General features: G+C 74.1%; 22 protein-coding genes and 4 tRNA genes. 16 read left to right on the top strand and 10 right to left on the bottom strand.

Features of this window, described 5'->3' with window-relative positions; genetic code table 11:
• The first annotated feature begins 94 nt into the window (after positions 1-94).
• The 4 genes from ACI79V_RS07885 to ACI79V_RS07870 all read left to right on the top strand — a co-directional run bounded on the left by ACI79V_RS07885 (position 95) and on the right by ACI79V_RS07870 (position 944).
• The gene (locus ACI79V_RS07885; RefSeq protein ID WP_456888094.1) at positions 95-565 is read left to right on the top strand and encodes an SsgA family sporulation/cell division regulator; all 471 of its coding nucleotides are present in this window, start codon (positions 95-97) and stop codon (positions 563-565) included.
• Positions 566-634: 69 nt separating this feature from the next.
• A tRNA-Gly gene (locus tag ACI79V_RS07880) sits at positions 635-707 on the top strand.
• 43 nt (positions 708-750) lie between these two features.
• Positions 751-821: transfer RNA gene (locus tag ACI79V_RS07875), tRNA-Cys, on the top strand.
• Between the two features lie 48 nt (positions 822-869).
• Positions 870-944: transfer RNA gene (locus ACI79V_RS07870), tRNA-Val, on the top strand.
• A 52-nt stretch (positions 945-996) separates the two neighbouring features.
• On the opposite strand, the gene coaE is transcribed toward ACI79V_RS07870, so the two are convergent.
• Entirely contained in the window at positions 997-1602 is a 606-nt protein-coding gene (coaE, locus tag ACI79V_RS07865) for a dephospho-CoA kinase (RefSeq protein WP_456888091.1), read from the bottom strand.
• Between the two features lie 158 nt (positions 1603-1760).
• Here coaE and ACI79V_RS07860 point away from each other — a divergent pair, with 158 nt between their 5' ends.
• Complete coding sequence (locus ACI79V_RS07860; RefSeq protein WP_456888089.1) at positions 1761-2042, top strand: hypothetical protein; 282 nt, start codon at positions 1761-1763, stop codon at positions 2040-2042.
• Positions 2043-2245: 203 nt separating this feature from the next.
• Here ACI79V_RS07860 and rpsA read toward each other — a convergent pair whose 3' ends face one another.
• A complete protein-coding gene (gene rpsA / locus ACI79V_RS07855) occupies positions 2246-3709 on the bottom strand; it encodes a 30S ribosomal protein S1 (RefSeq protein ID WP_456877109.1) in 1464 nt (487 codons plus the stop codon).
• Between the two features lie 214 nt (positions 3710-3923).
• On the opposite strand from rpsA, the gene ACI79V_RS07850 reads away from it, so the two are divergent.
• Positions 3924-4751: a class I SAM-dependent methyltransferase gene (locus tag ACI79V_RS07850; RefSeq protein ID WP_456888087.1), complete on the top strand. Its 828-nt coding sequence runs from the start codon at positions 3924-3926 to the stop codon at positions 4749-4751.
• Here the strand turns inward: ACI79V_RS07850 and ACI79V_RS07845 are convergent.
• On the bottom strand, positions 4726-5217 hold the full coding sequence (locus ACI79V_RS07845) for a winged helix-turn-helix transcriptional regulator (protein ID WP_456888085.1): 492 nt from the start codon (positions 5215-5217) through the stop codon (positions 4726-4728). The two genes, ACI79V_RS07850 and ACI79V_RS07845, sit on opposite strands and share 26 nt — an antisense overlap.
• Before the next feature lie 82 nt (positions 5218-5299).
• Between ACI79V_RS07845 and ACI79V_RS07840 the strand changes: the two genes are divergently transcribed.
• From ACI79V_RS07840 to ACI79V_RS07830, 3 genes are read left to right on the top strand one after another with little or no spacing between them, the layout of a single operon-like run.
• Entirely contained in the window at positions 5300-5794 is a 495-nt protein-coding gene (locus ACI79V_RS07840; RefSeq protein ID WP_456888084.1) for an N-acetyltransferase family protein, read from the top strand.
• Between the two features lie 17 nt (positions 5795-5811).
• The gene (locus ACI79V_RS07835) at positions 5812-5955 is read left to right on the top strand and encodes a hypothetical protein (RefSeq protein ID WP_456888082.1); all 144 of its coding nucleotides are present in this window, start codon (positions 5812-5814) and stop codon (positions 5953-5955) included.
• 15 nt (positions 5956-5970) lie between these two features.
• Positions 5971-7563, top strand: coding sequence for a hypothetical protein (locus tag ACI79V_RS07830; RefSeq protein ID WP_456888080.1), 1593 nt, complete (start codon positions 5971-5973; stop codon positions 7561-7563).
• Here ACI79V_RS07830 and ACI79V_RS07825 read toward each other — a convergent pair.
• Entirely contained in the window at positions 7523-8836 is a 1314-nt protein-coding gene (locus tag ACI79V_RS07825; protein ID WP_456888078.1) for an MFS transporter, read from the bottom strand. The two genes, ACI79V_RS07830 and ACI79V_RS07825, sit on opposite strands and share 41 nt — an antisense overlap.
• Positions 8837-8915: 79 nt before the next feature.
• Positions 8916-11657, bottom strand: a complete 2742-nt coding sequence (gene polA, locus ACI79V_RS07820) for a DNA polymerase I (RefSeq protein WP_456888076.1) — start codon at positions 11655-11657, stop codon at positions 8916-8918.
• A gap of 71 nt (positions 11658-11728) precedes the next feature.
• Here polA and ACI79V_RS07815 point away from each other — a divergent pair, with 71 nt between their 5' ends.
• Positions 11729-12133 carry a PaaI family thioesterase gene (locus ACI79V_RS07815; protein ID WP_456888074.1) on the top strand — a complete coding sequence of 135 codons (405 nt, stop codon included), beginning with the start codon at positions 11729-11731 and terminating at the stop codon, positions 12131-12133.
• 1 nt (position 12134) lies between these two features.
• Here ACI79V_RS07815 and ACI79V_RS07810 read toward each other — a convergent pair whose 3' ends face one another.
• Positions 12135-12773, bottom strand: coding sequence for a GNAT family N-acetyltransferase (locus ACI79V_RS07810; protein ID WP_456888072.1), 639 nt, complete (start codon positions 12771-12773; stop codon positions 12135-12137).
• Between the two features lie 338 nt (positions 12774-13111).
• Here ACI79V_RS07810 and ACI79V_RS07805 point away from each other — a divergent pair, with 338 nt between their 5' ends.
• Genes ACI79V_RS07805 through ACI79V_RS07790 form a run of 4 tightly spaced genes read left to right on the top strand, consistent with a single transcriptional unit; the run spans position 13112 to position 17308 of the window.
• Complete coding sequence (locus ACI79V_RS07805) at positions 13112-14365, top strand: branched-chain amino acid ABC transporter permease (RefSeq protein WP_456888070.1); 1254 nt, start codon at positions 13112-13114, stop codon at positions 14363-14365.
• 3 nt (positions 14366-14368) lie between these two features.
• A complete protein-coding gene (locus ACI79V_RS07800) occupies positions 14369-15367 on the top strand; it encodes a branched-chain amino acid ABC transporter permease (RefSeq protein WP_456877879.1) in 999 nt (332 codons plus the stop codon).
• Complete coding sequence (locus tag ACI79V_RS07795; RefSeq protein WP_456888068.1) at positions 15357-16457, top strand: ABC transporter ATP-binding protein; 1101 nt, start codon at positions 15357-15359, stop codon at positions 16455-16457. The genes ACI79V_RS07800 and ACI79V_RS07795 overlap by 11 nt, the downstream gene beginning before the upstream one ends.
• A complete protein-coding gene (locus ACI79V_RS07790) occupies positions 16454-17308 on the top strand; it encodes an ABC transporter ATP-binding protein (RefSeq protein ID WP_456877877.1) in 855 nt (284 codons plus the stop codon). The genes ACI79V_RS07795 and ACI79V_RS07790 overlap by 4 nt, the downstream gene beginning before the upstream one ends.
• 415 nt (positions 17309-17723) lie before the next feature.
• On the opposite strand, the gene ACI79V_RS07785 is transcribed toward ACI79V_RS07790, so the two are convergent.
• Complete coding sequence (locus ACI79V_RS07785) at positions 17724-19067, bottom strand: ABC transporter substrate-binding protein (protein WP_456888065.1); 1344 nt, start codon at positions 19065-19067, stop codon at positions 17724-17726.
• Positions 19068-19232: 165 nt separating this feature from the next.
• Positions 19233-19835: an ANTAR domain-containing response regulator gene (locus ACI79V_RS07780; protein WP_456888063.1), complete on the bottom strand. Its 603-nt coding sequence runs from the start codon at positions 19833-19835 to the stop codon at positions 19233-19235.
• 80 nt (positions 19836-19915) lie between these two features.
• Between ACI79V_RS07780 and ACI79V_RS07775 the strand changes: the two genes are divergently transcribed.
• Positions 19916-19989, top strand: a tRNA-Leu gene (locus tag ACI79V_RS07775).
• Between the two features lie 269 nt (positions 19990-20258).
• On the top strand, positions 20259-21893 hold the full coding sequence (locus ACI79V_RS07770) for an aminotransferase class V-fold PLP-dependent enzyme (RefSeq protein ID WP_456888061.1): 1635 nt from the start codon (positions 20259-20261) through the stop codon (positions 21891-21893).
• Here the strand turns inward: ACI79V_RS07770 and ACI79V_RS07765 are convergent.
• A complete protein-coding gene (locus tag ACI79V_RS07765; protein WP_456888059.1) occupies positions 21871-22746 on the bottom strand; it encodes an acyl-CoA thioesterase in 876 nt (291 codons plus the stop codon). The two genes, ACI79V_RS07770 and ACI79V_RS07765, sit on opposite strands and share 23 nt — an antisense overlap.
• A complete protein-coding gene (gene pyk, locus ACI79V_RS07760; protein ID WP_456888057.1) occupies positions 22743-24158 on the bottom strand; it encodes a pyruvate kinase in 1416 nt (471 codons plus the stop codon). Before pyk ends, ACI79V_RS07765 begins: the two co-directional genes overlap by 4 nt.
• Positions 24159-24175: the final 17 nt, after the last annotated feature.

The following is a 24175-nucleotide window of genomic DNA, read 5'->3' as shown; positions in this document are numbered from 1 at the left end:
ACACTGATCCCGGTTCACCACGCCGTGAGTCGGGTAGTGACAGAACACCCGGACGGACGACACGCCCGGGCGCCGGGACGCGCAACGTCCAGGCGTGCCGGTCGTTGGAGAGGTCATGCCGCACCGAGATTCCCCCGGGTACTCCGTCCCGACGACGCTGCACCTCGTGGGTCCCGGCTCGTGGACCGAGGTGCCGGCGGTCCTGTCCTACGAGGTCAGCGACCCGTTCGCGGTCCGCATCGGCTTCGGCGACGTGGGTGACCCGGTCGACGACGGCATCACCTGGCTGCTCGGCCGCGAGCTGCTCGCCGCGGGCCTCGAGCACCCGGCCGGCGACGGCGACGTGCGGCTCTGGCCGGCACGCACCAGCGGCGACGTGCTGTACCTGCACCTGCGGGCCCCGTCGGGGGAGGCGCTCTTCGAGCTGTCGCGGGCGACGGTGGCCGCCTTCCTGCAGCAGACCGAGACACTGGTCCCGTCGGGACAGGAGACCGCGGCGCTCGACGTCGACGAGGAGCTGGCCGTCCTGCTCTCCGGCGGCGGCGCCGATCCCGGGGCCCGCTGACCCCCCGGGGGGACCCCCCGTGAACGCCCGCCTCCGGGTCGGGTATGGTTCTCCCTGCACGACAGCAACGCGGACGTGGCTCAGCTGGTAGAGCATCACCTTGCCAAGGTGAGGGTCGCGGGTTCGAATCCCGTCGTCCGCTCGAGACCTCGAGCGCTGGTCACCAGACCGGCGCTCGTGTGTGCGGTGGAGTGGCCGAGAGGCGAGGCAACGGCCTGCAAAGCCGTCTACACGGGTTCAAATCCCGTCTCCACCTCGCCTCCGCACCGACGCGGTGGAGCGGGCCGGTCGCAGGACCGGACTCGGGCGATTGGCTCAGTGGTAGAGCGCTACCTTGACACGGTAGAGGTCACTGGTTCGAACCCAGTATCGCCCACCAGCACCGGAGCCCCGGACCACACGGTCCGGGGCTCCCGTCGTTCCCGGAGCCGTCAGCCGCGCTCCCCCACCGCCGGGGCGACGCGCTCGGCCCAGAACCGCTCCACCTGGTCGGCGAGCGCCTCGGGGGCGCCGCTGTTGTCCAGGACGACGTCGGCTACCGCCCGCCGCTGCTCGTCGGTGGCCTGCGCGGCGATGCGGGCCCGGGCGTCGTCCTCGCCCAGCCCGCGCAGGGCCAGGCGGGCCACCCGGGTCCCGAGGTCGGCCTCGACCACCAGCACCAGGTCGTGGTGGCCGGCCTGGCCGGTCTCCACCAGCAGCGGCACGTCCTGGACGACGACGGCGTCCGGTGGCGCCTGGGCGATGACCTCCCGCGCCCGCGCCCGCACCAGCGGGTGGACGATCCCGTCGAGCCGGGCCCGAGCGTCGGGGTCGCGGAAGACGATCGAGGCCAGCGCCGCCCGGTCCAGCGCGCCGTCGGCGGTGAGCACCTGCGGCCCGAACGCGTCGACGACCGCGGCCAGGCCCGGCGTGCCGGGCTCGACGACCTCCCGCGCGATCCGGTCGGCGTCGACGACCACCGCCCCGCGGGCGGCCAGCAGCGCCGCCACCGTGCTCTTCCCCGATCCGATCCCGCCGGTCAACCCGATCCGCAGCACGTACGGACGGTAACCAGCACGCGGGCGGGGGTCACGGACGGGTAACACCCGGGCGTCCGGTCCGGCGCGTCGCTCCAGTCACACGCGTCACTCCTCATAACGTCCGCCCCGGCGGTCACCCACGGAGGGGGACGCAGCCGAGAGAGGCAGGCACCACGATGTCGCAGACCCGCCCCGCGACCGCGACGGTCGTCCCCGGCTCCCGCGCCCGCGGTCGACACCGGGTGGAGCGTGCCGGCGGCATCCGGGTCGCCGACCTGCCCGCCGTCCGCGAGAGGCTGGCGGCGCACGCGACCGCCGCCCCCGTCCGTCCCTCGCGGCGCACCGCCTTCGTGCGCTGGCTGCTCGACGCCGCGCCGGCCGGCCGGCACACCTGGCAGTCGCTGGCCGCCGCCGGTGGCCGCCCCCGCTCGGCGTTCGCCATCATCCTCAGCCTCTAGCCCCCAGGACCCCTCTCGCCGGGTCCCGCCGCGGCCGCCCGGTGCGCGGCGGGACCCGGCGACGAGACCGGCCCGCCCGGACGGGGATGCCGGGCGGGCCCCCTCCCCCGCGGCCGTACCGCACGGCCCCGGACACGACAGAGGCCCAGGACCACCAGGTCCTGGGCCTCTGTCGTGTCTCGGACCGTCAGCCGGTCAGCAGGTCACTCCCCGCCGGCGAGCTTGGCCCGCAGCGCGGCGAGCGCCTCGTCGCTGGCCAGCGTGCCACCGGAGGTGTCGCTGGCCGGCGCCTCGCCACCGGAGGAGTAGTTCCCGCCGGCCGCGGCCTCGGCGTCGGCCTCGCGCGCCGCGGCGATCTGCTTGCGGTGCGCCTCGAAGCGGGCCTGGGCCTCGGCGTACTGCCGCTCCCAGGTCTCGCGGGCCTCCTCGTAGCCCTCGAGCCACTCGCCGGTCTCCGGGTCGAAGCCCTCGGGGTAGATGTAGTTGCCCTGCTCGTCGTACGAGGCGGCCATGCCGTAGGCGGCGGGGTCGAACTGCTCCTCGTCGCCGATGACGCCCTCGTTGGCCTGCTTGAGCGACAGCGAGATGCGGCGCCGGTCGAGGTCGATGTCGATGACCTTGACCAGGAGCTCGTCGCCGACCTGCACGACCTGCTCGGGGATCTCCACGTGGCGCTCGGCCAGCTCGGAGATGTGCACCAGGCCCTCGATGCCCTCGTCGACCCGGACGAACGCACCGAAGGGCACCAGCTTGGTGACCTTGCCCGGCACGACCTGGCCGATCTGGTGGGTGCGGGCGAACTGACGCCACGGGTCCTCCTGCGTCGCCTTCAGCGACAGGGAGACCCGCTCGCGGTCGAGGTCGACGTCGAGGACCTCGACGGTGACCTCCTGGCCCACCTCGACGACCTCGGACGGGTGGTCGATGTGCTTCCAGGACAGCTCGGAGACGTGCACGAGGCCGTCCACGCCGCCCAGGTCGACGAACGCGCCGAAGTTGACGATCGAGGAGACGACGCCGGTGCGCACCTGGCCGCGGGCGAGCTTGTTGAGGAACTCGCTGCGGACCTCGGACTGCGTCTGCTCCAGCCACTGCCGGCGGGACAGGACGACGTTGTTGCGGTTCTTGTCGAGCTCGATGATCTTGGCCTCGAGCTCGCGGCCCACGTAGGGCTGCAGGTCGCGGACGCGGCGCATCTCGACCAGCGAGGCGGGGAGGAACCCGCGCAGGCCGATGTCGAGGATGAGACCGCCCTTGACGACCTCGATGACGGTGCCGGTGACGACCTCGTCGGCTTCCTTCTTGGCCTCGATCGTGCCCCAGGCGCGCTCGTACTGGGCGCGCTTCTTGGACAGGATCAGGCGGCCTTCCTTGTCCTCCTTCTGGAGGACGAGGGCTTCCACCTCGTCGCCGACCTTGACGACCTCGTTGGGGTCGACGTCGTGCTTGATGGACAGCTCGCGCGAGGGGATGACGCCCTCGGTCTTGTAGCCGATGTCCAGCAGCACCTCGTCCCGGTCGACCTTGACGATGACGCCTTCGACGATGTCGCCGTCGTTGAAGTACTTGATCGTCTGGTCGATCGCGGCGAGGAAGTCCTCGGCGGTGCCGATGTCGTTCACCGCGATCTGGGGGGTGCTGTCGGGACGGACCTGGGTGGAGGTCATGTGGTCGAGTGCTCCGGACGGGGGATGCGTAGGGACGGGGGTACCGCGGCCGGGTGACCGCGGGAGCGGGGAGAGCCGGCGCGCGCCGATCCCTTGCGGGTACAGCACTGACAGACCTCTGGCGCATTCCCATGGTACGGACGCGGGCGCACGCGGGTCCACCAGGGTGGGCGACCTCTGCCCGGCGCCCGCGGCGTGTCACGATCGGCGTGTCATGAGCCTGCCCCTCGGTCCCGACGGCTACCCCGCCGCGGGCGGGGTCGAGCGCCGGCCGGCCGGCACCGCCGAGTCGGCGCGGGCCAACCGCGGCTGGTGGGACGCCGCGGCGCCGGCCTACCTCGCCGAGCACGGCTCCGACCTCGGCGACGTCGACTTCCTGTGGTGCCCGGAGGGCCTGCGCGAGGCCGACGCGCACCTGCTCGGCGACGTCGCCGGGCAGCGGGTGCTCGAGGTCGGGTGCGGCTCGGCGCCCTGCGCCCGCTGGCTGCGCCGGGCGGGGGCCGACGTCGTCGCGCTGGACCTCTCGGCGGGCATGCTCGCCCGCGCCGCGGAACTGGGCCGGTCCACCGGCGTGACCGTGCCGCTGGTGCAGGCCGACGCGGGCGCGCTACCACTGGCCGGGGCGTCGTTCGACGTCGTCTGCTCGGCGTTCGGCGGACTGCCGTTCGTGGCCGACGTCGAGGGAGCGCTGGCGGAGGTCGCGCGGGTGCTCCGACCGGGCGGGCGGTTCGCCGCGTCGGTGAACCACCCGTTCCGCTGGCCGCTGCCGGACTCTCCCGACCCGGGTGACCTGCGGATCACGTCCTCGTACTTCGACCGCCGGCCCTACGTGGAGACCGACGGCGCGGGCCGCACCGTCTACGTCGAGCACCACCGCACCGTCGGCGACTGGGTACGCGCCGTCGTCGGGGCCGGGCTGGTCCTCGACGACCTGGTGGAGCCGGAGTGGACGCCGGGGCGCACGCAGGAGTGGGGTCAGTGGTCACCCGCCCGCGGGGCACTGGTCCCCGGCACGCTCATCCTGGTCGCGCACCGCTCCTGACCGCGGGCGCCGCACCGGCCGGGGCGGACACCGGCCGCACGTCCCGGGCGCCGGAGAGCGTGTGGCCGCTGTCGCAGACCAGGTCCAGGTGCACCCGCTCGCCGCAGTCGCGGTGCCGCAGCTCCAGGGGCGCCTCGCCGTCCCCGGCCACGTACCGGTCGCCCCACTCCATGAGGGCCACCAGGGCCGGGTAGAGGTCGAGGCCCTTCTGCGTCAGCCGGTACTCGTGCCGCTGCCGCTCCCCCTGCGCCTGGTACGGGACCCGCCGCAGGATCCCCTCGTCCACCAGCGTGTTCAGCCGGTCGGTCAGCACCGCCCGGGGCGCGCCGAGCACCCGCTGGAAGTCGGCGAACCGGCGCACGCCGAGGAACGCCTCGCGCAGGACCAGCAGGCTCCACTTCTCACCGACGACGGCCAGCGTGCCCGCGACGGAGCACCGCGACCGGTCCAGCAGGGCTTCGCTCACCGGGCCAGCATACCGCGCTGAGTTCGCTTGACGAACTCACTCGGGAGGAGCACAGTTCATCTCACGAACCCAGGAGGTCGGGATGGACGTGACCGTGGACACCAGGCCCGTGCGACCGGACGACGGCCCGCGCTTCTGCCGGCTGTGGGACCGGCTCTCGCCGGAGACCATCTACCGCCGCTTCCACGCGCCGCTGCGCCGGCCGCCGTTCGGCGCCGCGCGGCTCGTGGAGGTCGACCACGACCTGCGCGAGGCACTGGTCGCGGTCGTCGGCGGCGAGGTGGTCGGGGTCGCGCGCTACGACCGCTCCCCCGGCGACCCCGCCACCGCCGACGTCGCCGTGGTCGTCGAGGACGGCTGGCAGGGGGTCGGCGTCGGCCGCCAGCTGCTCGGCGAGCTCACCGAGCTGGCCGCCCGGCGCGGCGTCCGCACCCTCACCGCCGACGTCCAGGCCGACAACGACCGCATGGTCGGGCTGGTCCGCCGGCTCCTGCCGGGCGCCGAGCTCACCCCCGCCGACGGCGTCTACGCCGTGCGGAGCCCCCTGACCGGCGCGCCGCTGCCCGCGGCCGCCTGACCCGAGAGGAACCCACCGTGTCCCGACTGCGCACCACTCTCGCCGACCGCCGCCGACTCCGGGCCCGCCTGCGCGAGGAGCGCGCCCTCGAGCGGCTGCTCACCCGGGCACCGACCGTCGAGTCGGTGCACGAGCTGCACGCCATCGCCGCCCGCCGCTGAGGGCACACTGGCCGGGTGACCGGGGGCGACGAGGCGGCCTTCCGCCGCTTCGTCGGCGCCGAGCGCGACGGGCTCCTGCGCGAGGCGCTGCGGCTGACCGGCGACCCGGCCCGGGCCGAGGCCGCCGTCCAGGCCGCGCTGGCCACGACCCGGGTCCGGTGGGGCCGCCGCGGCACCGATCCCGCCGAGACCGCGGCCGACGCCCTGGCCGACGCCGCCGGCCGGCGGGCCCTGCTGGGCGGCGCGGCGCAGGTGGTCGAGTCGCTCGACGACCCCCCGGTCGCCCCGCCCGGCCCGCCGCCGCGGTGGCGGCTGGACACCGACGCCGCCGTCGCCAACGCGCTGGCCCGCGCCCGCCGGCACCGCAGGCGGCGCGCCGGGGCCGCCGTCGCCGCCCTCGCCGCCGCGGCCCTCGCCGTCCCCCAGGTGCTCCCGCCCGGTCCCGCCGCCCCCCGCGCGGAGCGCGGCTCCGCCGCCCCGGACGCCGCCCCAGTGCTCACCGGGCCGACCCGCGGCTCGCTCGCCGCCGACACCACCTTCCTCGACTCGGTGCGGCGGGTGGACTGGGGCCCGCTGGACCTGCCGCCGGCGGCGGAGCGCGGCGTGGTGCTCGCCACCGACACCCCGCACGGCCGGGTGGTGCTCCTGACCGGGACCGCCGAGGGCGACGGCCGCGGCGTGTGGCTGACCGGCCCCGTGGGCGCGGCGGCGGACGCGCTGACCCCGTACGCGCCGGGGCCGCTGCAGCCGCACCGGCCGGCCGCGCTGGTCGTCGGCGGTCCGGGGCCGGCGTCCCTCGTGGTCGTGGTCGCCCGCGGGGACGAGGTGGAGGTGTCGCCGCGGCTGGAGATCGGCCCGCGCGGCACACCCGGCCGGACCTATCGGCCGGTACCGGCCGACGACGGCGTCGCGGTGACCACCGTCCCCACGACAACCCTCGGCGCGGGCACCAGCGTCCGGGTGCTCCACGACGGGGACCCGGTGCACCACGCCGCGGTGCCCGCGCCCGCGCTGCCGGCCGGGACCGCCGAACCGCCGCGGCTGGAGCCGCTGCGGCCGGCCGCCACCCCACCCGTCCCGCGGCTGGTCGCCGAGGCGCTCACCGAGGTCGCCGTCCCGCTGGGCGCCGAGCCGGCCGCGCTCGAGCCGCGGCTGCTGTGGGCGGGCGCCCTGCCGATGGACGACGTGCCGGGGAGCGTGGCCGTCGTCGTGGCGCGCAGCCCGGAGGGTGGCCTGGTCGTCACCACCCGGGCCGGTCAGGTCGGGTCCGGCGGCGGAGGACGCACCGTGCCGTGCGGGGTGGACACCCCACCGGGGACGACCGACGTGGCCGGCCTGGTCGTGGCGCGGGTCTGCGACCTCTCCTCCCCGGAGACCGAGCCCTCGGACCAGGGCCGCTGGCTGGTCGTCACCGCGCCGGCCGAGGCGGTGGCCGCGGACGTCCTGGACGGGTGGGGCACCGTGCTGGCCACCCTCCCGCTCACCGACGGCGGCGCGACCGCGCTGCTGCCGGACCGCGCGCGCGAGGTGCGCACCGTCGACGCCGCCGGCCGCGTGCTCACCGAGGTCACGATCGGCGCCGCCCCGACGACGCCGTTCGGCGGGTGACCCACCGGAACGGCCACCCTCCAGGGCCCCGCGCTCCGCGCGCGGCCAGGTGGCGGCCCCCGAGCAGCGGCAACCCGGCGACGAGGACGCCGGCGCCGGCCGAGGCCCACAGGGCTGCACCGGGACCGCCGTGGTCGATCAGGGCGCCACCGACGGCCGAGCCGAGGGCGATGCCCGCGAAGACGCTCACGCCGAGCCAGGTGTAGGCCTCGGTCAGGTTCGGGGCCGGCACGACCAGCCGTACCAGCGTGTTGCCCGTGATCAGGGTCGGGGCGTTCGCCGTACCGGCGGCGATCAGCGCCACCGTCGTCGCCAGGAGCGACCCCGACCCCGCGGCGACGGCGACCAGGACCGCGCCGGCGGCCATCGCAGCGGCGCTGACCTGGAACCGGGTCGCCGGGGCGGTCCGCCACGCCCTGGCCCCGTACAGGAGGCCGGCCGCGAGGCTGCCGGCCGCCCACAGTCCGAGCATGGTCCCGGCCGCTCCTGGCGCCTGCTGCCGGCTCGACAGGGCGACGACCCCGACCTCGACGAAGCCGAACAGCGCCCCGATCGCCGCGAAGGTGCCGACCAGCAGGAGCAGCCCGGCGCTGGTCAGTGCCGAGCCGTGCCGGACCGGCGCCCTGTTCCCCCCGAGCTCACCGGTTCCGGCCGGTCCGGGCAGGTGACGGGCCGGTTCCGTGCGGCGCTGCGCGAGGAACAGCCCGGTGCCCACGACGCCCAGCCCGAGCGCGGTGAACAGCCCGGCCGCCGGGGCGACGGCGGTCGCCAGGAGCGTGACCAGCACCGGACCGACGACGAACACCGCCTCCTCGACCAGCGACTCCAGTGCCAGGGCACGCTCCAGCTGCGACGGGTCGTCCAGCAGCGCCGTCCACCGGGCTCGCGCGAGGGCGCCCGCCTGCGGCAACGAGCCACCCACGACCAGCGCCGTACCGGCCAGGAGCCAGGTCGGCGCGCCGGCCAGGCTCGCCACCACCAGCCCGCTCACGGCCGCGGCGTGCACGAGGACCTGCGGCAGCACGACCGCTCGCTGCCCGTGCACGTCGACCAGGCGCGAGACCTGCGGGCCGACGACGCCCTGCGTGGCGGAGATCGCACCGGCCACCAGCCCCGCCACGGCGTACGACCGGCCGAGCTGCACCAGCAGCAGCACCGACCCCAGGCCGAGCATCGCCTGCGCCAGCCGCACCAGCGTGGCCGACGCACTGAACGCGAACGCGCCGGGCACGCGGAGCACCGACACGTAGCCCGTCGGCCTGGCAGCGGCCACGTCGTCACACCCCTCGCCCGCTGACCCGGTGCCGCGCTCCACGTCGCCCATGCGAGCGGGGCGTGGGGGGTGGTCGTTCCTAGTGGGCGGCGGCGTCCCAGCTGTGGCCCACGCCGACCGACACCTCCAGCGGCACCGACAGCTGCGCCGCCCCGGCCATCTCCCGGCGGACGACCGCCTCCAGCGCCTCCCGCTCCCCCGGCGCCACCTCGAGGACGAGCTCGTCGTGCACCTGCAGCAGCATCCGCGAGGACAGGCCCTCGGCCTCGATCGCCCGCTCGACGCCGAGCATGGCGACCTTCATGACGTCGGCCGCCGACCCCTGGATCGGCGCGTTGAGCGCCATCCGCTCGGCCATCTGCCGCCGCTGCCCGTTGTCGCTGGTCAGGTCGGGCAGGTAGCGCCGCCGGCCCAGCGTGGTCTCGGTGTAGCCGCGCAGCCGCGCCTCCTCGACGACGCCGTCGAGGTAGTCGCGGATCCCGCCGAAGCGCTCGAAGTAGGCGTGCATCTGGCCGCGCGCCTCCTCCGGGGTGATCCGCAGCTGCTGCGCGAGCCCGTAGGCGCTCAACCCGTAGGCCAGGCCGTAGCTCATCGCCTTGATCCGGCGGCGCATCTCCGGGTCGACCTGGTCGATCGGGATGTCGTAGGCCCGCGAGGCGACGAAGGAGTGCAGGTCCTCCCCCGAGGTGAACGCCTCGATCAGCCCGGCGTCCTCCGACAGGTGCGCCATCAGCCGCATCTCGATCTGGCTGTAGTCGGCCGTCATCAGCGACTCGTGGCCCGGCCCGACGACGAACGCCTGCCGGATGCGGCGGCCCTCGGCGGTGCGGATCGGGATGTTCTGCAGGTTCGGGTCGATCGAGGACAGCCGGCCGGTGGCGGCGATGGTCTGCTGGAACGTCGTGTGGATGCGCCCGCCGTCGTCGACCATCGGGATCAGCCCGTCGATGACCGTGCGCAGCCGGGTGACGTCGCGGTGGCGCAGCAGGTGCTCGAGGAAGGGGTGGCCGGTCTGCGCCAGCAGCCACGTCAGCGCGTCGGCGTCGGTGGTGTACCCGCTCTTGATCTTCTTGGTCTTGGGCAGGCCGAGCTCGTCGAACAGCACGGTCTGCAGCTGCTTGGGCGAGCCGAGGTTGATCTCCCGGCCGATGACGGCGTAGGCCTCGGCGGCCGCGGCCGCGACGCCGTCGGCGAACTCCCGCTGCAGCTCGGTGAGCAGGTCCATGTCGACGGCGATGCCGCGCTGCTCCATCCGGGCCAGCACCCGGGTCAGCGGCAGCTCGAGCTGGTCGAGCAGGTGGTCCCCGCCCTTCTGGCCGAGCACCTGCTCGAGGGCGTCGGAGAGGTCGTTGACCGCGACGGCCTTGAGGACGTCGGCGTGCGCGGCCTCCGCGGCCAGGTCGGCCTCGCTCGGGCCCATGCCGTCGAGGGTCAGCTGCGCCTCGGGGGCCGCGTCGTCCTTGAGCTCGCGGCGCAGGTACCGCACCGCCAGGTCGGCGAGGTCGAACGAGCGCTGACCGGGCGTGGCGAGGTAGGCCGCGAGCGCGGTGTCGCTGACCAGGCCCTGCAGGTCCCAGCCGCGGGCCCACACCGCCAGCAGCGGGCCCTTGACGTCGTGGGCGACCTTCTCGGTGGCGGCGTCGGCCAGCCAGCCGGCCAGCGCCTGCTCGTCGGCGGGGTCGAGGCCGGGGCCCAGGTCGACGAAGACGGCGCGGTCGTCGGCGGCGGCCAGCGCGATGCCGGCCAGCTCGCCGGTGCCCCGGCCCCACGTCCCGCGGAGGACCAGCCCGGTGCGGCCGGTGCGCGCGTGCGCGTCGAGCCAGGCGCCCAGCCCGCCGGCGGGGACGTCGTCGGCGGTGACGTCGAACCCGCCCTCGACCTCCGGCTCGGCGCTGCTCAGCGTGGCGAACAGCCGGTCGCGCAGCACGCGGAACTGCAGGTTGTCGAAGAGGGTGTGCACCTCGTTGCGGTCCCACGCGCGCAGCGCGAGGTCCTGCGGGCCGACGTCGAGGGGCACCGAGCGGTCGAGCTCGGTGAGCCGCCGGTTCTGCAGCACCGAGGACAGGTGCTCGCGCAGCTTCTCGCCGACCTTGCCCTTGACCGTGTCCACCCGGTCCACCAGCTCGTCGAGGGAGCCGTACTCGCGGACCCACTTGGCCGCGGTCTTCTCCCCGACACTCGGGATGCTGGGCAGGTTGTCGCTCGGGTCGCCCCGCAGCGCGGCGAAGTCGGGGTACTGCTGCGGCGTCAGCCCGTACTTGGCCTCGACCTCCTCCGGCGTGAACCGGGTCAGGTCGGAGACGCCCTTGCGCGGGTACAGGACGGTGACGTGCTCGCCGACCAGCTGCAGCGCGTCGCGGTCGCCGGTGCAGATGAGCACGTCCATGCCCTGGGCGACGGCCTGCACGGTGAGCGTGGCGATGACGTCGTCGGCCTCGTAACCCGGCGCGGTGACCGCCGGGATCCGCAGCGCCGCCAGGACCTCCTGGATGAGGCTCACCTGGCCGCGGAAGTCGGTCGGGCTCTCGGTGCGGTTGGCCTTGTACTCGGCGTAGATCTCGCTGCGGAAGGTCTGCCGGCCGACGTCGAAGGCCACCGCGAGGTGCGTGGGCTGCTCGTCGCGCAGCACGTTGATCAGCATCGAGGTGAAGCCGTAGACGGCGTTGGTCGGCTGGCCCGTCGTGGTGGAGAAGTTCTCGACCGGGAGCGCGAAGAAGGCCCGGTAGGCCAGCGAGTGCCCGTCGAGCAGCAGCAGCCGCGGCCGCTGCTCCGGCGAGGAGGGCTGGACGGCGGGCGCGGGGGTGGCAACCGGAGCGGACATCACCGTCGATCCTAGGTGCGGGCCACGACGTTCCCGGCCCCGGCGGACCGGGCTGGCTACCGTGCCACGACGTGAGCACCCCTCCCCCGGACTGGCTCCCGCCGAGCGCCGCCAGCCCCCTCGACGACAAGCTGGGCATCGAGATCGTCGACTTCGCCCCCGACCGGCTGGTGGCCACGATGCCCGTCGAGGGCAACCAGCAGCCCTTCGGCCTGCTGCACGGCGGCGCGACCTGCTCGCTCGTGGAGACGATCGGCTCCTGGGCGGCGCTGATCAACGCCGGGCCGGGGCGGCGGGCCGTCGGCGTGGAGCTCAACGCGAGCTACCTGCGCGCGGCCACCTCGGGCACGGTCACCGCCGTCTGCACCCCCGCGCGCATCGGGCGGACGCTGTCGACGTTCCTCGTCCAGGTGACCGACGAGTCCGGCCGCACCACCGCCACCGCCCGGCTGACCTGCGCGATCCTCCCCGCCTAGCTCACCCGTCGGCGGCCGCGGTGACCACGGGCACCGGGCGGGGCGGCAGCGGACGCCGCCGCGGCAGGCGGCGCGGCAGGGGCAGCCCGCCGCGCTGCCAGGTCGCCAGGGCCCGGGCCAGCGTCTCCCGCGGCACGATCCGGCGGGTGGTCAGCGGCGCGAAGCCCATCCGCGCGAAGAAGCGCTGCCGCTCGGCCTCGTGCCCGCCCACCGCGGCGACCACGTGCAGGGCGCCGAGCTCCCCGGCGTAGGCCGCCGCGGCGGCCAGCAGCGCGGTGCCCGCGCCCCGGCGCCGGTGGTCGCGGTGGACGACCAGGTTGTCGACGGTGACCTGCGGGACGCCGAGCACGGTCGACAGCGGGTCCAGCCCCAGGACGGCGAGACCGACGACCACCTCACCGGCCGAGGCGGCACCCGGTGCGTTGGCACCCGGGAGGACGGCGAGGACCACGCGGTGACCGGGGTCGGTCAGCAGCCGGCGGAACCCCACCGCGGCGGCCGCTCCCGGGGTCTGCCCGGTCAGGACGCCCTCGGCGTGCGCCTCGGCCCGGTGCTGGCGCACCAGCGCGAGGACCGAGGACAGGTCGTCGGGACGCGCCGTGCGCGTCGTGACGCGGGACCACTGACCGGTTGCTGGCACGGGAGCCCTCCCTGGACGGTGCCGGGATCGTCCACCCCGCGCGGCCCGCGGCCCCTTCCGACGCGCCGGGGTGGGACGGGTGTGGCGTCGGCCGGCGGGTCCCCGGAGGTCGCGCTCAGGTCACAGCTCGGCGTCGGGGGGTGGGCAGGCGAGGGTGCTGGGTTACCGTCACGCCCCACCGCACGCTGTGACGGTGGGCACGAGCGTGCCCGTCGGTCACCGCCCACCACGAGCACTGCCACGACCAGGGAGGTTGTGTGAGGCACCCGTCAGCCACTGCCGGGCCCCCTCGGCCGCACCGGAGCGCGATCCGCCCGGGCTCGGGGGCCGCCCGCAGGGTGCTGCTCCGGCTCCTGCTGGTCCTCGTCGCCGCCACCGGCCTCGCCGTGCTGGTCCCCGGCGTCGCGAGCGCCGAGGGCGAGCAGGTCATCGGCACGCTGCAGACCAGCCGGTCCGGCCCCATCGAGGGCATCGAGGTGACGATCACCACCGCCGCCGGTGACGAGGTCGACAGCGTCGAGACCGACGAGGAGGGCCGCTTCGCCATCGACGTCCCCGGTCCCGGCCAGTACACCGTCACCATCGACGCCGACTCGTTGCCCGAGGGCGTCGTCATCACCGGCGAGGACAGCCGCACCGTCACCGTCGACACCGGACGGCGGCAGCCGGTGCAGTTCGGCCTGAACGACGGCAGCACCGGCGGTGGCGGCGGCAACGTCCGGGCCATCCAGCTGCTGGTCGACGGGCTGCGCTTCGGCCTGTTGATCGCGGTGTGCGCGGTCGGCCTGTCGCTGATCTTCGGCACCACCGGGCTGACCAACTTCGCGCACGGCGAGCTGGTCACGATCGGTGCGGTGTTCGCCTGGTGGGTCAACACCGGTCTCGGCGTGCCGCTCCTCCCGGCGGCGATCATCGCCATCATCGGGGGCGCCGCGTTCGGTGCGCTCAACGAGCTGGGCCTGTGGCGCCCGCTGCGCCGCCGCGGCACCGGCCTGGTCGCCGCGCTCGTCGTCTCGATCGGCCTGTCGCTGGTGCTGCGCTACCTCATCCAGATCCTCTACGGCGGGTCCTCGAACCCGTACCAGGGCCTGGGCACCTCCAGGGCAGTGGACTACGGACTGTTCCGCCTCACCAACCAGTCGCTGGTGTCGATCGTCATCTCCGTCGTCGTGCTGGTCCTGGTCGCGGTCATGCTGCAGCGCACCAAGATCGGCAAGGCCATGCGGGCCGTCTCCGACAACCGCGACCTGGCCGCGTCCTCGGGCATCAACGTCAACCGGGTGATCCTGGTGGTCTGGATGATGGGCGGTGGGCTGGCCGCCCTCGGCGGCGTGCTGCTCGGGCTGTCCGACCAGGTCCGCTGGGACATGGGCTTCCAGTTGCTGCTGCTCATGTTCGCCGGCGTCACCCTCGGCGGGCTCGGCACCGCCTACGGCGCCCTGGTGGGCAGCGTCATCGTCGGCGTCTTCGTCCAGATGTCGACGCTCGTGATCCCCAACGACGTCAAGTACGTCGGCGGGCTGCTGCTCCTCATCGTCATCCTCGTCATCCGGCCCCAGGGGATCCTGGGCAGCCGCACCCGGATCGGCTGAGCCATGGGCGACCTCGTCAACGCACTCGCCGTCGCCGGCAAGTCGGCTCTCGGCTTCCAGGCGGTGTTCTTCGCACTGCTGGCCATCGGCCTCAACGTGCACTTCGGCTACACCGGACTGCTCAACTTCGGCCAGATCGGATTCGCCCTGCTCGGCGGCTTCGGCATCGCCGTCTCCGTCTCCCAGTGGGGCTGGAACTTCTGGGTCGGGGTGGTCGTCGGCCTCGTGGCGGCCGTCGTGCTCGCGCTGCTGCTGGGTCTGCCGACCCTGCGGCTGCGCGCGGACTACCTCGCGATCGCCACCATCGCGGCGGCGGAGGGGCTGAGACTGCTCTTCCGGTCGGTGTCGGCCAGCGAGGTCACCGGTGGCACCCGCGGCCTGGCGGCCTTCAACGGTGACTTCATCGCCCTGGCCCCCTGGGACACCGCGACGCGCTACCGCATCCTCGGCACCAGCTGGTCAGGCGGGGAGCTGTGGGTGGCACTGGTCGGCTGGGTGCTCGTCGCCCTGCTGTGCGTCCTCGTCTGGTTGCTCGTGCGCAGCCCCTGGGGCCGCGTGCTCAAGGCGATCCGCGAGGACGAGGATGCCGTGCGCGCCCTCGGCAAGAACGTCTACCTGTACAAGATGCAGTCGCTCGTGCTCGGCGGTGTGATCGGCGCCTTCGGTGGCATGTTCTACGTGGTGGGCACCGGCGCGGCGAACCCGGACCAGTTCCAGAACGCCAACACCTTCCTGGCGTACGCCGCCCTGATCCTCGGCGGCGCCGGGCGCGTCCTCGGTCCGGTGGTGGGCGCGATCATCCTGCTGTTCGTGATCCAGTTCGCCGACACCGGCCTGCGGCTGCTGATCGACAACGGGATCATCCCCGAGGGGCTGCTCTCCTCGACCGACGTGGCGCAGATCCGGTTCGTGCTGGTGGGCCTGGGCCTGATGCTGCTGCTGATCTTCCGGCCACAGGGCATCTTCGGCGACCGACGAGAGGTGATGCTCGATGCGCGCTGACCCCAACCCCCACGGCGCCTCGGCGTCGGGGGCCTCGGCGTCCGGTGCTGCGGCGTCCGGCGCAGGCGCCTCGGCCTCCGGCGCGTCGGAGTCCGGCGCCTCCCTGCAGAAGCCGGGCACCTGGCAGCGTGGGGACGCCCCGCAGCGGCTGGCGCAGACGGCGCTGCGGGACGTCCCCTGGGAGGTGGGCGTCGCCAAGCCCGACCCGGCGATCGTCGTCGACGGCGTGACCCGCACCTTCGGCGGTCTGACGGCGGTCGCCGTCGACCACCTCGAGGTGCAGCGCGGCGGCATCACCGGCCTGATCGGGCCCAACGGCGCCGGCAAGACGACGCTGTTCAACCTGCTGACCGGCTTCGACCAGCCCAACACCGGCACCTGGTCGTTCGACGGCCGGCCGCTGGGCAAGCTCGCCCCGCACCAGGTGGCCCGACTCGGCGTCGTCCGCACCTTCCAGCTCACCAAGGCGCTGTCCCGGCTCACCGTGCTGCAGAACATGCTGCTCGGCGCGCAGGGGCAGCGCGGCGAGAGCTTCTTGCGCGCCCTGGTCCCCGGCACCTGGCGGACGCAGGAGCGGGACAACACCGCGAAGGCCATGGACCTGCTGCGGCGGTTCAAGCTCGACGCCAAGAAGGACGACTTCGCCGGCACGCTCTCCGGTGGTCAGCGCAAGCTGCTGGAGATGGCGCGGGCGCTGATGAGCGACCCGAAGGTCGTCATGCTCGACGAGCCGATGGCCGGCGTGAACCCGGCGCTCACCCAGAGCCTGCTCGGCCACGTCAAGGACCTCCGTGAGGAGGGCATGACGGTGATCTTCGTCGAGCACGACATGGACGTCGTCCGGGACATCAGCGACTGGGTGGTCGTCATGGCCGCCGGCAGGGTCATCGCCGAGGGCCCGCCGGAGTCGATCAGCCAGAACCAGGCCGTGGTCGACGCCTACCTCGGTGCCCACCACGACGCCCCGCTCACCGTCGAGGAGGAGGACCAGGTCCTCGCCGAGGCCGAACGCAGGATCGCCGCGGAGGAGAACGTCCCCCAGGGCGATGTCATCAGCTCGGACGTCGAGCGCGAGGGGAACGATCGATGAGCGAGCCGCTGTTCGAGGTCGACGAATCGGGCGAGGGCCTGACGCGGGCGGAGGAAGCGGCGTCGTCGACGGAGCTGTCCCCCGCCGAGAAGGCGGCCACCCGCGAGGAGCACCTGCGCCTCGCCGAGGGTGCGCTGGTGCGTGCCGACGACCTCGTCGCGGGCTACGTACCCGGCGTCAACATCCTGCGCGGCTGCGACTTCTACCTGCAGGACGGCGAGCTCGTCGGCATCATCGGGCCGAACGGTGCCGGCAAGTCCACGCTGCTCAAGACGCTGTTCGGGCTCATCCCGGTGCGTTCGGGCTCGGTGAAGCTGCGCGGGGAGGACATCACCTCCGCGCCGGCGCACCGACTGGTGTCACTCGGGGTCGGATACGTCCCGCAGAACAACAACGTGTTCCCCTCGCTGACCATCGAGGAGAACATGCAGATGGGCGTGTACCTGCGGTCGAAGACGTTCAAGGAGCGGTTCGACTACGTCATCGACCTGTTCCCGCTGCTCGGTGAGCGGCGCAAGGGCAAGGCCGGGTCCCTGTCGGGCGGCGAGCGGCAGATGGTCGCCATGGGCCGGGCGCTGATGATGGACCCCTCGGTCCTGCTGCTCGACGAGCCGTCGGCCGGCCTCTCCCCCGCCTACCAGGACGAGGTCTTCATCCGCTGCCGGCGGATCAACGCCACCGGCGTCTCGATCATCATGGTCGAGCAGAACGCCCGCCGCTGCCTGCAGATCTGCGACCGCGGCTACGTGCTCGACCAGGGCCGCAACGCCTACACCGACACCGGCCAGTCGCTGATGACCGACCCGAAGGTGATCGAGCTCTACCTGGGGACCCTCGCCAAGGCGCAGTGACCCCTGGAGGGCCTGCCCTCCCGAACGGCGACGAGGCCGGCGTCCCCACGGGGACGCCGGCCTCGCTCGTGTGCGCCGGCCTCGCCGTGCGCGCCGGTCCGGGCCGGGGACGTGCGGCACCGCGCGGACCGACGGCGGCGCCGTCCCCACCGCGCGGTGCCCGACCTCGCGCTGCGGGGTGAGGTCGGGCACCACGGCGCGGGAACGGGAGCCGCGACCGCCATCGTCGATCACGGGTCCGGCCCACCGCGCCTCTCCAGTCGCTGTCCGGACTCACTCATCCCGGGGCGTCCTGGCAGTGGCGCCCGGGCCCGGCACCGCCGGACAGCACAGCGGCCCGGCACCCCGTGGGGGTACCGGGCCGCTGCCGGTGGTGCTGTCGTCAGCGCTGTGGCCTCACAGCGCCGTCAGCGGGTCAGCGCTGCGGGCCGATGCCGTTCTCGTTCAGACCCTGGATGATCCGGGCGGACTCGTCGAAGCCGATGACGACGATCGCGTCCGGGTTGAGGTCCACCATCTCCTGCACCTCGGTGTCGAAGTTGGCGGCGTTCGGGTCGTAGATGATGTTGACGACCTGGTCCTCGCTGAGGCCGCCCGAGAGCAGGTTGTTGCGGGTGTTCTCGGCGAGGCCGTTGCCGTAGGCGTCGTTACGGGCCAGGATCCCGACGGTGTTGTTGCCGTCAGCGGCGATCAGGTCGGCGAGGGCACGAGCCTGCAGGACGTCCGGCGGGGCGGTGCGGAAGTACAGGCCGTTGTCGTTGTAGGTCGTGAACTGGTCCGACGTGTTCGCCGGGCTGATCTGCATGACGCCCGCCGCGGTGATCCGGTCGATCACGTTGAGGCTGACGGTCGAGGACGCCGCACCGACGATCGCGTTGACGCCGGCCTGCAGCAGACGGTCGGCGGTCTGGGTGGCGGTGTCGGTCGTCGCGTCGCCCGAGTCACCCTCCTCGAGGCGGACCTCCTGGCCGAGGACGCCGCCGGCGGCGTTGATCTCCTGGACGGCGAGGCGGGCGCCCGCGACCTCCGGCGGGCCGAGGAAGGCGAGGTCACCGGTCAGCGGCAGCAGGGTGCCGATGACCAGCTGCTCGCCGGTCGTGCCGGCCGGCGCGTACGCCGGGCCCTCGTCGGTCGAGGCGTTGGCCTCGTCCCCGGCGATGACGTACTCCGTGGCGGAGTCGTCGAGCGCGTTGTCCTCGCCGAACTGCAGCAGAGCGAAGCTCGCCGCGGCCGGCTCACCGGCGTCGGTGAAGGCCAGCGGACCGGAGATGCCGTCGTAGTCGACGTTGCCGCCGTTGTTGATGATCTCCAGGCAGCCGGCGAAGTCGGTGCACTTGTCGCCGCCGGTGGTGATGCCGTTGACGTAGGCCTTGAAGACGTTGGCGTCGTTGGTGCCCGCTGCCTGTGCGGCCAGCGCGGTGAGGACCACCGCGTCGTAGGTCTCACCCGCGTAGTTGTAGTCCTGCAGGGCGGGGTCGACCTCGAGCAGACGGTCGGTGAACTCCGAGCCCAGGTCGGTGAGCGGCGTCGTGCCGCTCATCCCGGCGAGGGCGCCCTCCTCGGAGAAGTCCTCAGCGAGGGCGTTGCCCATGTTGCCGTCGGTGCCGTAGATGTTGACCTGCTTCTCACCGCTGCCCGCGGCGTCACCGCCGCCGCCGGAGTCCCCGCCGGTGTCCTCCTCGCCGCCACCGCAGGCGGTGAGGACGATGAGGGCGGCGGACATGACGGCGATGCTGCGGGCGTAGGTACGCGTGCGCATCCAGAAACTCCCAGTTGTCGTACGTCGTGGCGGCGGGCCGGGCGCGGACGCACCGGCCCCGTCAGTCCGCAGAAGGTAACCGCTGCCACAGTGCGCGGAAGTGCACGAGCGGAGACCGTGACGAGGTCGTGACCTGCTCCGTTGCTCACGGCCCCCGCGTGTCACTCAGGAGGGTGCACCCTCCGCCGGTGTCGCGTCCGCGGCCAGGATGCGCTCGGCCAGTGCCTTCATCGACGTCCGCTCGTTCATCGCGCCGCGCTGGATGGAGCGGAAGGCCTCGGCCTCGGTCATCCCCTGCTCGGCCATCAGCCGGCCCTTCGCGCGCTCCACGACCTTGCGCGCCTCCAGCCGCTCCTCGAGCGTGCGCACCTCCCCGTCGAGGGCGGAGATCTCGGCGAACCGGGCGCGCGCGACCTCGATCGCCGGCACCAGGTCGTTCTTGGAGAACGGCTTGACCAGGTAGGCCATGGCGCCGGCGTCGCGGGCCCGCTCGACGAGCTCGCGCTGGCTGAACGCGGTCAGCACGATGACCGGCGCGATCCGGTCCGAGGCGATCTGCTCGGCGGCGGCCAGGCCGTCCAGCACGGGCATCTGGATGTCGAGGATGACCAGGTCGGGGGTCAGCTCGCGGGCCCGGTCGACGGCGGTCTGGCCATCGCCGGCCTCGGCGACGACGACGTAGCCCTCCTCCTCGAGCATCTCCTTGAGGTCGAGGCGGATGAGGGCCTCGTCCTCGGCGATCAGGACCCGGGTCGGCTCGCTGCTCACGGGCGCAGAGCCTAGCGACGGGAACCGGGAGCAGCCGCCCGGTTACGCTGGCGGCGCCGTGATCCCGGTCGCGGTGGCCGGCCCCCGTACCCCAATCGGCAGAGGGAGCGGATTCAAAACCCGCGCAGTGTGCGTTCGAGTCGCACCGGGGGCACCGTGACACCGTCGGCCTGCCGGCCGACACCGCGGCCACGTGCCGTCCCCTGGTGCGTCGAGCCCTCCCTGGCGGTCGTCGGGGACCCTCCGGGCCCCGCTCCTCCCACCGCCTCGCGGGGCGGCTCACGTCCCGGCGTCCTCGTCCTGCGCCGCCTCGCTCCTCGCGGACCCCTCCGGGGCCCGCTCGTCGCGGGCAACCCCTCCGGGGCCCACTCGTCGCGGGCAACCCCTCCGGGGCCCGCTCGTCGCGGGCAATACGGTGGGCGCGTGAGCGAGCCCGTCCCCCACATGACCCCCGAGCAGTTCCGGCAGCACGGTCACGAGGTGGTCGACTGGATCGCCGACTACTGGTCGCGGCTGGAGTCGTTCCCCGTCCGCTCGCGGGTGGCGCCGGGTGACGTGCGCGCGGCCCTGCCGCCGTCGGCCCCCGAGCAGGGTGAGCCCTTCTCCGCCGTGCTGGCCGACCTGGAGGGCGTCGTCCTCCCCGGGGTCACCCACTGGCAGCACCCGGGCTTCCTCGCCTACTTCCCGGCCAACACCTCCGGCCCCTCCGTCCTCGGCGACCTGCTCTCGGCGGGCCTGGGCGTGCAGGGCATGTCCTGGGTGACCAGCCCGGCGGCCACCGAGCTCGAGCAGCACGTCCTGGACTGGCTGGGCGACCTGCTGGGCCTGCCCGGGACGTTCCGGTCCACCGGCACCGGCGGCGGCGTCGTCCAGGACTCCAGCTCCGGGGCCAACCTCGTCGCGCTGCTGGCCGCGCTGCACCGGGCCAGCGGCGGCGGCACCGTCCGGCACGGCGTGCGGCCCGACGAGTACACCGTCTACGTCTCCTCGGAGACCCACTCGTCGATGGAGAAGGCGGTGCGGATCGCCGGCCTCGGCAGCGACGCCGTCCGGATCGTCGAGGTCGACGGCGACCTCGGGATGCGCCCCGCCGCGCTCGCGGCCCGGCTGGAGCGGGACACGCAGCGCGGCTTCCGCCCGGTGCTGGTCTGCGCGACGGTCGGCACGACGTCGACCACCGCGGTCGACCCGCTCGCCGAGATCGGCCCGATCTGCCGCCGGTACGGCGCGTGGCTGCACGTCGACGCCGCCTACGCCGGGGTCAGCGCCCTCGCCCCGGAGCTGCGGCACCTGCAGGCCGGCGTCGAGGAGGCCGACAGCTACACCACCGACGCGCACAAGTGGCTGCTCACCGGCTTCGACGCGACGCTGTTCTGGGTCGCCGACCGGGCGGCGCTGACCGGGGCGCTGGGGATCCTCCCCGAGTACCTGCGCAACGCCGCCACCGAGGCCGGCGCGGTGGTCGACTACCGCGACTGGCAGATCGAGCTGGGCCGCCGGTTCCGCGCGCTCAAGCTGTGGGCGGTGCTGCGCTGGTACGGCGCCGAGGGGCTGCGGGCGCACGTCCGCTCCGGCGTCGCCCTGGCCCAGGAGCTGGCCGGCTGGGCCGAGGCCGACGACCGCTTCGACGTCGTCGTCCCGCACCCGCTGTCGCTGGTGTGCCTGCGGCCGCGGTGGCCCGCCGACGTCGACGCCGACGTCGCGACGATGACGCTGCTCGAGCGGCTCAACGACGGCGGCGAGGTGTTCCTGACCCACACCACCGTGCGCGGCCAGGTGGTGCTGCGGGTGGCCGTCGGGGCGCCGACGACGACGCGGGCGCACGTCGAGCGGGCGTGGGCGCTGCTGTGCGAGGGTCACGACTGGCTGGCCGACGACTTCGCCGAGGCCGCCGCCGAGCGGGCCCGCGCGGACGCCGAGCGCCGGGCCGAGGCCGAGCGCGCCGTCGAGGCCGAGCGTGAGGCCCAGCGCCTGGCGGCCCTGCGCACGGTGGAGACGGCCGAGGAGGCCGACCAGGAGGCCGACCCCGCCGCCGTCACTCCCCCAGTGACCGGATGAGCCCCTCCTGGGCCACCGTCGCCACGTGGGTGCCGTCGGCGGCCCAGATGCTGCCGAAGCACAGCGCGCGGCCGGCGGTGGCCGCCGGGCTGTCGGTCTCGTAGAGGAACCACTCGTCGGCCTGCACCGGCGCGTGGAACCAGACGGCGTGGTCGAGGCTGGACCCGACGTAGCGGCCGCCCCACCCGCCGCCGACCCGCGCCAGCCCGGCCGAGAGCAGCGTCAGGTCGGTGGCGAAGGTCAGCGCGGCCGCGTGCACGCCGGCGTCGTCGGGCAGGCGCCCGGTCACCCGGAACCACGCGTGGGACTGGGTGCGCGGCGGTGTCTTCGGGTCGGGGGCGAACGGGTTGCCCAGCGGCCGCTGCTCCACCGCCCGGCTGATCTCCAGCGCCGGGGCGGCCAGGGCGCCGTGGCCCGCGGCGTGGTCGGCGAGGGAGAGCAGGTCCTCGGGGCCCGGCACGTCGGGCATCGGCCGGGCGTGCGTGACGACGGCGGCCTCCCCGGCGTGGAAGTCGGCGGTCAGCGCGAAGACGCCGACGTCCTCGCCGCGGCGCCGCTGGCAGGCGATGACCCGGCGGGTCGAGAACGACCGGCCGTCGCGGATCCGCTCGACGGTGTAGCGCAGCTCCTCGTTCGGGTCACCCGGCCGCAGGAAGTACGAGTGCAGCGAGTGCACCCCCCGGGCGGCCGGCACCGTGCGCACGGCGGCCATGAGCGCCTGCGCGGCGACCTGGCCGCCGAAGATCCGCTGCAGCCGGGTGCCCGGCGTCTGCCCCACGAACAGGTCGGGTGAGCGCTCCTCGAGGTCGAGGACGCCCATGAGGACGGCGGCCTGGGTCCCGCCGGAGCTCACGAGTCGGTGCCGACTTCGTGGACCCGGATGAGGTTGGTCGAGCCCACCGTGTTCGGCGGGCTGCCGGCGACGACGACCACCCGGTCGCCGACCCGCAGCCGCCCGATCGACAGCAGCGAGAAGTCGACCTGGTCGACCATGTCGTCGGTGTGCTCGACGGAGGGCACGAGGAAGGTCTCCACGCCCCAGGACAGCGCGAGCTGGCTGCGCACGCGGGCGTCGACGGTGAAGGCCAGCAGCGGCTGGCGGGGGTGCAGCGCGGCCAGCCGGCGGGCGGTCTCGCCGGTCTGGGTGAAGGTGGCCAGCGCCTTGACGTCGAGCGCCTCGCCGATGTCGCGGGCGGCGCGCACGATCGCCCCGGACCGGGACCGCGAGCGGCGGGTCAGCTCGGGCACCCACCGGTCGTCGCCCTCGACCGCGGCGATGATCCGCTCCATGGTGCGGACGGCGCCGACCGGGTAGCGGCCCACCGAGGTCTCCCCGGAGAGCATGACCGCGTCCGCGCCGTCCAGGACGGCGTTGGCGACGTCGGAGGCCTCCGCGCGGGTGGGCCGGGAGTTGACGATCATCGACTCGAGCATCTGGGTGGCCACGATGACCGGCTTGTTGCGCTCGCGGGCGGCCTGCACGGCGCGCTTCTGCACCAGCGGCACCTGCTCCAGCGCCAGCTCCACGCCGAGGTCGCCGCGGGCCACCATGATGCCGTCGAAGGCCTCGACGATGGCCTCCAGGTTCGCCACCGCCTCGGGCTTCTCCAGCTTGGCGATGACCGGCAGGTGCACGTCCTCCTGACGCATGATGTCGCGCACCAGCTCGACGTCGGCCGGCGAGCGGACGAACGACAGCGCCACGAAGTCGACCGACAGGTGCAGGGCGAAGCGGAGGTCCTCCTCGTCCTTCTCCGACAGCGCCGGGACGCTCACGGCGACCCCGGGCAGCGACAGGCCCTTGTTGTTGGAGACCTCGCCGCCCTCGACGACCAGGCACCACACGTCGGGACCGTCGATGCCGACGACCGTCAGCGCGAGCTTGCCGTCGTCGACCAGCAGCCGGTCGCCGACGCGCGCGTCGTTGGCCAGCCCCTTGTAGGTGGTGGAGACCCGCTCGGCGGTGCCCTCGACCTCGTCGACGGTGATGCAGACCCGGCTGCCGGTGACCCAGGTGACCGGGCCGTCGGCGAAGGTGCCCAGGCGGATCTTGGGGCCCTGCAGGTCGGCGAGGACGGCGACGGCGTGCCCGGTGGCATCCGACGCCTCGCGCACGCGCTGGTAGGCCACCTCGTGGTCGGCGTGCGACCCGTGGCTGAAGTTGAGCCGGGCGACGTCCATCCCGGACTCGACGAGGGCGGTGATCTGCTCCAGGGAGCTGGTGGCCGGACCCAGGGTGCAGACGATCTTCGCGCGGCGGGACATGCGCAGAACGCTAACGG

The sequence above is a fragment of the Geodermatophilus sp. SYSU D00700 genome (assembly GCF_054050255.1).
This window is presented reverse-complemented; position numbering and strand designations above follow the sequence as displayed.